This is a genomic window from Stenotrophomonas nematodicola, from assembly GCF_009467805.1.
Taxonomy (GTDB): domain Bacteria; phylum Pseudomonadota; class Gammaproteobacteria; order Xanthomonadales; family Xanthomonadaceae; genus Stenotrophomonas; species Stenotrophomonas nematodicola.
The window spans coordinates 1,590,883-1,597,164 of sequence record NZ_WIAY01000001.1; the positions used below are offsets into that span (position 1 = coordinate 1,590,883).

Annotated in this window: 14 protein-coding genes; all 14 read right to left on the reverse strand. The window is 61.5% G+C overall.

Going from position 1 to position 6,282, the window contains the following annotated elements; genetic code table 11:
• Window positions 1–4: 4 nt before the first annotated feature.
• Complete coding sequence (gene rplX / locus GDJ08_RS07565; protein ID WP_017355416.1) at window positions 5–322, reverse strand: 50S ribosomal protein L24; 318 nt, start codon at window positions 320–322, stop codon at window positions 5–7.
• Between the two features lie 16 nt (window positions 323–338).
• Window positions 339–707: a 50S ribosomal protein L14 gene (rplN, locus tag GDJ08_RS07570; RefSeq protein ID WP_017355415.1), complete on the reverse strand. Its 369-nt coding sequence runs from the start codon at window positions 705–707 to the stop codon at window positions 339–341.
• Between the two features lie 13 nt (window positions 708–720).
• Entirely contained in the window at window positions 721–990 is a 270-nt protein-coding gene (gene rpsQ, locus GDJ08_RS07575; RefSeq protein ID WP_017355414.1) for a 30S ribosomal protein S17, read from the reverse strand.
• Between the two features lie 11 nt (window positions 991–1,001).
• Window positions 1,002–1,187, reverse strand: a complete 186-nt coding sequence (gene rpmC / locus GDJ08_RS07580; RefSeq protein ID WP_017355413.1) for a 50S ribosomal protein L29 — start codon at window positions 1,185–1,187, stop codon at window positions 1,002–1,004.
• Window positions 1,187–1,600: a 50S ribosomal protein L16 gene (gene rplP, locus GDJ08_RS07585; RefSeq protein WP_017355412.1), complete on the reverse strand. Its 414-nt coding sequence runs from the start codon at window positions 1,598–1,600 to the stop codon at window positions 1,187–1,189. Before rplP ends, rpmC begins: the two co-directional genes overlap by 1 nt.
• Before the next feature lie 5 nt (window positions 1,601–1,605).
• On the reverse strand, window positions 1,606–2,337 hold the full coding sequence (gene rpsC / locus GDJ08_RS07590) for a 30S ribosomal protein S3 (protein WP_017355411.1): 732 nt from the start codon (window positions 2,335–2,337) through the stop codon (window positions 1,606–1,608).
• 17 nt (window positions 2,338–2,354) lie between these two features.
• On the reverse strand, window positions 2,355–2,690 hold the full coding sequence (gene rplV / locus GDJ08_RS07595; protein WP_017355410.1) for a 50S ribosomal protein L22: 336 nt from the start codon (window positions 2,688–2,690) through the stop codon (window positions 2,355–2,357).
• A gap of 12 nt (window positions 2,691–2,702) precedes the next feature.
• Complete coding sequence (gene rpsS / locus GDJ08_RS07600; RefSeq protein WP_017355409.1) at window positions 2,703–2,972, reverse strand: 30S ribosomal protein S19; 270 nt, start codon at window positions 2,970–2,972, stop codon at window positions 2,703–2,705.
• A gap of 6 nt (window positions 2,973–2,978) precedes the next feature.
• Window positions 2,979–3,806, reverse strand: a complete 828-nt coding sequence (gene rplB, locus GDJ08_RS07605; RefSeq protein WP_017355408.1) for a 50S ribosomal protein L2 — start codon at window positions 3,804–3,806, stop codon at window positions 2,979–2,981.
• Between the two features lie 10 nt (window positions 3,807–3,816).
• The gene (gene rplW, locus GDJ08_RS07610; protein ID WP_017355407.1) at window positions 3,817–4,116 is read right to left on the reverse strand and encodes a 50S ribosomal protein L23; all 300 of its coding nucleotides are present in this window, start codon (window positions 4,114–4,116) and stop codon (window positions 3,817–3,819) included.
• Window positions 4,113–4,718 (reverse strand): 50S ribosomal protein L4, encoded by a 606-nt coding sequence (rplD, locus tag GDJ08_RS07615; protein ID WP_017355406.1) that lies wholly within the window; start codon window positions 4,716–4,718, stop codon window positions 4,113–4,115. The genes rplW and rplD overlap by 4 nt, the downstream gene beginning before the upstream one ends.
• A gap of 12 nt (window positions 4,719–4,730) precedes the next feature.
• Entirely contained in the window at window positions 4,731–5,381 is a 651-nt protein-coding gene (gene rplC, locus GDJ08_RS07620) for a 50S ribosomal protein L3 (protein WP_017355405.1), read from the reverse strand.
• Between the two features lie 11 nt (window positions 5,382–5,392).
• A complete protein-coding gene (rpsJ, locus tag GDJ08_RS07625) occupies window positions 5,393–5,704 on the reverse strand; it encodes a 30S ribosomal protein S10 (protein ID WP_010341589.1) in 312 nt (103 codons plus the stop codon).
• Window positions 5,705–6,037: 333 nt separating this feature from the next.
• The coding region (locus tag GDJ08_RS07630; RefSeq protein WP_484600335.1) for an EF-Tu C-terminal domain-related protein at window positions 6,038–6,282 on the reverse strand (245 nt) is incomplete at its 5' end.

Below are 6,282 nucleotides of genomic sequence, written 5' to 3' on the forward strand. Positions count from 1 at the left end.
ATCCTCAGGCGTCGAGCGCCTCACCGCTGGAGCGGAACACACGCAGTTTGCGTCCATCCTCCAGCACCTTGAAACCAACGCGTTCGCCCTTGCCCGAAGCCGGGTTGAGCACGTTCACGTTGGAAATATGGATCGACGCTTCACGCTCGACCACGCCGCCGGCAACGCCTGCCTGCGGATTCGGCTTGGTGTGGCGCTTGACGATGTTCACGTTGGCGACGATCACACGATCGCCGTCGACGCGGACGACTTCGCCCTGCTTGCCCTTGTCCTTGCCGGTGTTGACGACGACCTGGTCGCCCTTCTTGATACGGTTAGCCATGATTATCTCCTGTCGCTCACAGCACTTCGGGAGCGAGCGAGACGATCTTCATGAACTTCTCGGAACGAAGTTCACGCGTCACCGGTCCGAAGATGCGGGTGCCGATCGGCTCTTGCTTGTTGTTGAGCAGGACCGCGGCGTTGGCGTCAAAACGGATCAGCGAACCGTCGGCGCGACGCACACCCTTGCGGGTACGCACCACGACGGCGTCGAACACTTCACCCTTCTTGACCTTGCCGCGCGGGATCGCATCCTTCACGGTGACCTTGATGATGTCACCGATGTGGGCGTAGCGACGCTTGGAGCCGCCCAGCACCTTGATGCACATCACTTCCTTGGCACCGGAATTGTCCGCGACCTCGAGGTAGCTCTGCATCTGGATCATGATTCAGATCTCCTTATTCAGCCGCACGCGTGATGACTTCCACCACGCGCCAGTTCTTGGTCTTGGACATCGGAGCAATCTCGGTCACGCGGACGACATCGCCTTCGTTGCAGGCATTGTCGGCGTCGTGGGCGTGCAGCTTGGTCGAACGCTTGATGTACTTGCCGTACAGGGCGTGCTTGACCAGGCGTTCCACCAACACGGTGACCGTCTTGTCCATCTTGTTGCTGACGACACGGCCTTCGACCGTGCGCAGCGTCTTGTTTTCAGTATTGTCGCTCATCGCGGCCATCCTTACTTGGTGCTGCCGAGCAGGGTCTTGACGCGAGCAATCTCGCGGCGGACCCGGCGGGTTTCGTGAGTCTTCGGCAGCTGGCCGGTAACCTGCTGCATACGGAGCGAGAACTGCTCCTTACGCAGGTCGGTCAGGTGGGCCTTCAGATCGTCAGCCGACTTTTCGCGAAGTTGTTTGATATCCATTACATCACCGTCCGGGTCACGAAGGTGGTGGTCACGGAGAGCTTGGCAGCTGCCAGGCGGAACGCCTCGCGAGCCACGCTTTCATCCACACCTTCAATTTCATAGATCATGCGGCCGGGCTGGATCTGGGCGACCCAGTACTCCACGTTGCCCTTACCAGAACCCATTCGGACTTCGATGGGCTTCTTGGTGATCGGCTTGTCGGGGAACACTCGGATCCACATCTTGCCGCCGCGCTTGACGTAGCGGCTGATCGAACGGCGAGCCGCTTCGATCTGACGCGCGGTCAGCTGACCATGAGCGGTTGCCTTCAGGCCGTACTCGCCGAAGCTGACAGCGTTGGCGCTCCAGCTCAGGCCATCGTTACGGCCCTTGTGTACCTTGCGGTACTTGGTTCGCTTGGGTTGCAACATTGTCGTTACCTCGCTTCACGGGCCGGGCGCTGACGGTCACCACGGTCGCCGCGATCGTTACGATCGTTGCGCGGGGAGTCGTCCTGCTTTTCCTGGCCAACCTGGGAGAAATCGAAAACCTCGCCCTTGTAGATCCAGACCTTGATGCCGATGATGCCGTAGGTCGTCTTGGCTTCAGCGAAGCCATAGTCGATGTCGGCACGCAGCGTGTGCAGCGGCACGCGGCCTTCGCGGTACCACTCCGAACGGGCGATTTCAGCACCGTTGAGGCGGCCACCGACGTTGACCTTGATGCCCAGGGCACCCAGACGCATCGCGTTGCCGACCGAGCGCTTCATTGCACGGCGGAACATGATGCGACGCTCCAGCTGCTGCGCGATCGACTCGGCAACCAGCTGCGCGTCCAGCTCGGGCTTGCGCACTTCGGTGACGTTGATGTGCGCCGGGACGCCCATCATTTCGCTCACTTCCTTGCGCAGCTTCTCGATGTCCTCACCGCGCTTGCCGATCACCACGCCCGGACGGGCGGTGTGGATCGTCACGCGAGCGGTCTTGGCCGGACGCTCGATCAGGATCTTGCTGATGCCGGCCTGCGCGAGCTTCTTGCGCAGCATGTCCCGCACCTTCAGGTCGGCCGCCAGGTAACCAGCGAACTCGGCCTTGTTGGCGTACCACTTGGAGTTCCAGTCCTTGGAAATGCCGAGGCGGATACCAATCGGATGAACTTTATGACCCATGGTGTTTTCCTTTCCGCTTACTTGCCGGCGCCCACAACCACAGTGATGTGGCTGGTGCGCTTGAGGATGCGGGTGCCGCGGCCTTTCGCCCGCGCCATGAAACGCTTCAGGGTCGGACCTTCATCTACCATGATGGTCTGAACCTTCAGCTCGTCGACGTCGGCGCCCTGGTTGTTCTCGGCATTGGCAATAGCCGACTCCACCACCTTCTTGATCAGGTGGGCAGCCTTCTTGTCCGAGAACTTCAGCAGGTTGACCGCACGCTCGGCCGGCAGGCCGCGCACCTGGTCAGCGACCAGACGGGCTTTCTGCGCAGAGATGCGCGCGGAGCGCAGGATTGCTTTCGCTTCCATTGTCATCTCTCCTTACTTGCCCGACTTCTTGTCACCACCGTGACCCTTGAAGGTCCGGGTGATGGCAAATTCGCCGAGCTTGTGGCCGACCATGTTCTCGTTGACGAGCACCGGAACGTGGTTCTTACCGTTATGAACGGCGATGGTGATGCCTACCATTTCCGGCAGGATCATCGAACGGCGCGACCAGGTCTTGATCGGCTTCTTGCTACCCGCAGCGGCCTCCACCTTCTTGACGAGGTGGTGATCGACGAACGGGCCCTTCTTGAGTGAACGTGCCATGGTCGATTAGCCCCTACGATCGCGGACGATGAATTGCTGGGTGCGCTTGTTATGGCGCGTCTTGTAGCCCTTGGTCGGGACACCCCACGGGGTGACCGGATGCGGGTTACCCTGGCCGGCCTTCGCCTCACCACCGCCGTGCGGATGGTCAACCGGGTTCATGGCAGCACCACGAACGGTCGGGCGGACACCGCGCCAGCGCTTGGCGCCAGCCTTGCCCAGCTTTTCCAGGTTGTGCTCGTCGTTACCGACTTCACCGATGGTGGCGCGGCACTCGACCGGCACCTTGCGCATTTCACCCGAGCGCAGGCGCAGGGTGGCGTAGATGCCTTCACGAGCGACGAGCTGCACGGCGGCGCCGGCGGCACGCGCGATCTGGGCACCCTTGCCCGGCTTCAGTTCGATGCCGTGGACAGTGGTACCGACCGGGATGTTGCGCAGCGGCAGGGTGTTGCCGGTCTTGATCGGCGCATCCGAGCCCGCGATCACCTGGTCACCGGCCTTCAGGCCCTTCGGTGCGATGATGTAGCGACGCTCGCCGTCGACGTAGCACAGCAGGGCGATGTGGGCGGTGCGGTTCGGATCGTATTCGATGCGTTCCACGCGCGCCGGAATGCCTTCCTTGTTGCGCTTGAAGTCGATGACGCGGTAGTGCTGCTTGTGGCCACCACCAACGTGACGGGTGGTGATACGGCCGTGGTGGTTACGACCACCCGACTTGCTCTGCGGCTCCAGCAACGCTGCGTGCGGTGCGCCCTTGTGCAGATCGGGCGTAACCACGCGCACGGCCGAACGACGGCCGGGGGAAGTGGGCTTGAATTTCATCAATGGCATGGGATGTACCTCAGGCCTTGGCCGTTACATCGATGGACTGGCCATCGGCGAGACGCACGTATGCCTTGCGCCAATCGCCGCGGCGGCCGTTGCGGTTACGGAAGGACTTGTTCTTGCCCTTCACGTTCAGCACGTTGACCGACTCGACCTTGACATCGAACAGCTGCTCAACCGCGGCCTTTACATCGGCCTTGGTCGCTTCGTTCGACACTTCAAAGACATACTGGTTGGAATGTTCCTGCAGGCGCGCGGTCTTTTCGGAGACTCGCGGAGCGCGAAGAACGCTGAAGATTTTCTCGTTGGCGTTCATGCCAGCCACTCCTCGACCTTCTTGACCGCGTCAGCGGTGATGACGACCGTGTCGGCACCCACCAGCGACACCGGGTCCAGACCCTGGACGTCACGCACTTCCACGTAGGGAATGTTGCGTGCCGACAGGTACAGGTGCTCGGAAGCCTCTTCGGTGACGATCAGCGGACGCTTGCCCACTTCCAGGCCGGCCAGCTTGGCGATCAACGACTTGGTGTTGGTCGCTTCGACATCGAAGGACTCCACGATCGTCAGACGGCCCTGGCGGTTCAGCTCGGACAGGATCGCGCACATGGCTGCACGGTACTGCTTACGGTTGACCTTCTGCTCGAAGCTGCGCGGCTTGGCCGCGAAGGTGACACCGCCGCCGACGAAGATCGGAGCCGTCAGTGCGCCATGACGCGCGCCGCCGCCCTTCTGCTTCTTCGACTTCTTGGTGGTACCAGCCACTTCAGAGCGAGTCTTCTGTGCCTTGGTGCCGGCGCGACCGGCGTTGCGGTAAGCAACGACGACCTGGTGAACCAGATCTTCGCTGAAATCGCGACCGAACACGGCATCGGAGACCGAGACCTTGTTGTTGCTACCCGTGATAACGAGTTCCATCGTCATCTCTCCTTATGCCTTGCTAGCCGGACGAACGATCACGTCACCACCCGCTGCGCCCGGAACGGCACCACGGATCGCGATCAGACCACGTTCGACATCGACCTTCACCACTTCCAGGTTCTGGGTGCTCTGCTGCACCGAACCCATGTGGCCGGACATCTTCTTGCCCGGGAAAACGCGACCCGGGGTCTGGCGCTGGCCCAAGGAACCCGGCGCGCGATGCGACAGCGAGTTACCGTGGGTTGCATCGCCCATACGGAAGTTGTAGCGCTTGATGGTGCCCTGGAAGCCCTTACCCTTGGTGACACCCTGGACGTCGACCTTCTGGCCAACTTCAAAGATGTCCGCCTTGACTTCGCCACCAACGGCGAATTCGCCGAGCTGGGCGTCTTCAACGCGGAATTCCCACAGGCCACGACCGGCTTCGACCTTCGCCTTGGCGAAGTGACCGGCTTCCGGCTTGTTGACCAGGGCAGCGCGACGCGCGCCGACGGTCACCTGCACGGCGCTGTAGCCGTCGGATTCGACGGTCTTGATCTGCGCGATGCGGTTCGGGGTAGCTTCAATCAGGGTCACCGGGATGGCCTGGCCATCTTCGGTGAACACGCGGCTCATGCCAGCCTTGCGGCCCACGAAGCCCAACGAATATTTCTTCGTCATGGTCGTAGTCCTCAGGTCAGCTTGATCTGAACGTCGACGCCGGCAGCCAGTTCGAGCTTCATCAGCGCGTCCACGGTCTTGTCGTTGGGGTCGACGATATCGAGCACGCGCTTGTGCGTGCGGGTCTCGTACTGGTCACGCGCGTCCTTGTCGACGTGCGGGGAGACGAGGATGGTGTAGCGCTCGATCTTGGTCGGCAGCGGGATCGGGCCACGCACTTGCGCGCCGGTCCGCTTTGCCGTTTCTACGATCTCGCTGGCCGAACGGTCGATCAGACGATGATCGAACGCCTTCAGCCGAATTCGGATCTTTTGGTCCGCCATGACGGTGGGTTCCTTCGTTAAAAGAGCGACGGACAAGGCCTCTGGGTTGCCTTGTCCCATGAATATCCTGAATGCGGACGCCGCACAGTCCTGCGCGGCGCCAAGATCTTTCCATAGACCTCAAAAATCGAGGCAGACCGGTCTCCCGATCTGCCCAGACAAAAAGTATAGCGCGCATACAAAGCGCCCGTCAACAGGAGACCTATTGACAAAGCCTGAATGGCGCGACCCTTCCTGGTCTGGGGAACACGAGGTGCGTCCTGCGCCTCTTTTCCCGTTGTTGAACGCCCCGATGCCCTACCCAGGCAACATCGGGGCGCCGATTCTAGCAGATTACTCGATGATCTTGGAGACCACGCCGGCGCCGACGGTGCGGCCGCCTTCGCGGATCGCGAAGCGCAGACCGTCGTCCATTGCGACCGGGTTGATCAGGGTGACGACCATCTTGATGTTGTCGCCCGGCATGACCATTTCCACGCCTTCCGGCAGCTCGACCGCACCGGTGATGTCGGTGGTACGGAAGTAGAACTGCGGACGGTAGCCCTTGAAGAACGGGGTGTGGCGGCCGCCTTCGTCCT

Bases quoted from the DNA above. Each gene is read 5' to 3' on its own strand.
- rpsS (WP_017355409.1), bottom strand. From the start codon at position 2,972: ATGGCACGTTCACTCAAGAAGGGCCCGTTCGTCGATCACCACCTCGTC.
- rpsC (WP_017355411.1), bottom strand. From the start codon at position 2,337: ATGGGTCATAAAGTTCATCCGATTGGTATCCGCCTCGGCATTTCCAAG.
- rplC (WP_017355405.1), bottom strand. From the start codon at position 5,381: ATGACGAAGAAATATTCGTTGGGCTTCGTGGGCCGCAAGGCTGGCATG.
- rplB (WP_017355408.1), bottom strand. From the start codon at position 3,806: ATGCCATTGATGAAATTCAAGCCCACTTCCCCCGGCCGTCGTTCGGCC.
- rplX (WP_017355416.1), bottom strand. From the start codon at position 322: ATGGCTAACCGTATCAAGAAGGGCGACCAGGTCGTCGTCAACACCGGC.
- rplV (WP_017355410.1), bottom strand. From the start codon at position 2,690: ATGGAAGCGAAAGCAATCCTGCGCTCCGCGCGCATCTCTGCGCAGAAA.
- rplP (WP_017355412.1), bottom strand. From the start codon at position 1,600: ATGTTGCAACCCAAGCGAACCAAGTACCGCAAGGTACACAAGGGCCGT.
- rpsQ (WP_017355414.1), bottom strand. From the start codon at position 990: ATGAGCGACAATACTGAAAACAAGACGCTGCGCACGGTCGAAGGCCGT.
- rplD (WP_017355406.1), bottom strand. From the start codon at position 4,718: ATGGAACTCGTTATCACGGGTAGCAACAACAAGGTCTCGGTCTCCGAT.
- rpsJ (WP_010341589.1), bottom strand. From the start codon at position 5,704: ATGGCGGACCAAAAGATCCGAATTCGGCTGAAGGCGTTCGATCATCGT.
- rpmC (WP_017355413.1), bottom strand. From the start codon at position 1,187: ATGGATATCAAACAACTTCGCGAAAAGTCGGCTGACGATCTGAAGGCC.
- rplW (WP_017355407.1), bottom strand. From the start codon at position 4,116: ATGAACGCCAACGAGAAAATCTTCAGCGTTCTTCGCGCTCCGCGAGTC.
- rplN (WP_017355415.1), bottom strand. From the start codon at position 707: ATGATCCAGATGCAGAGCTACCTCGAGGTCGCGGACAATTCCGGTGCC.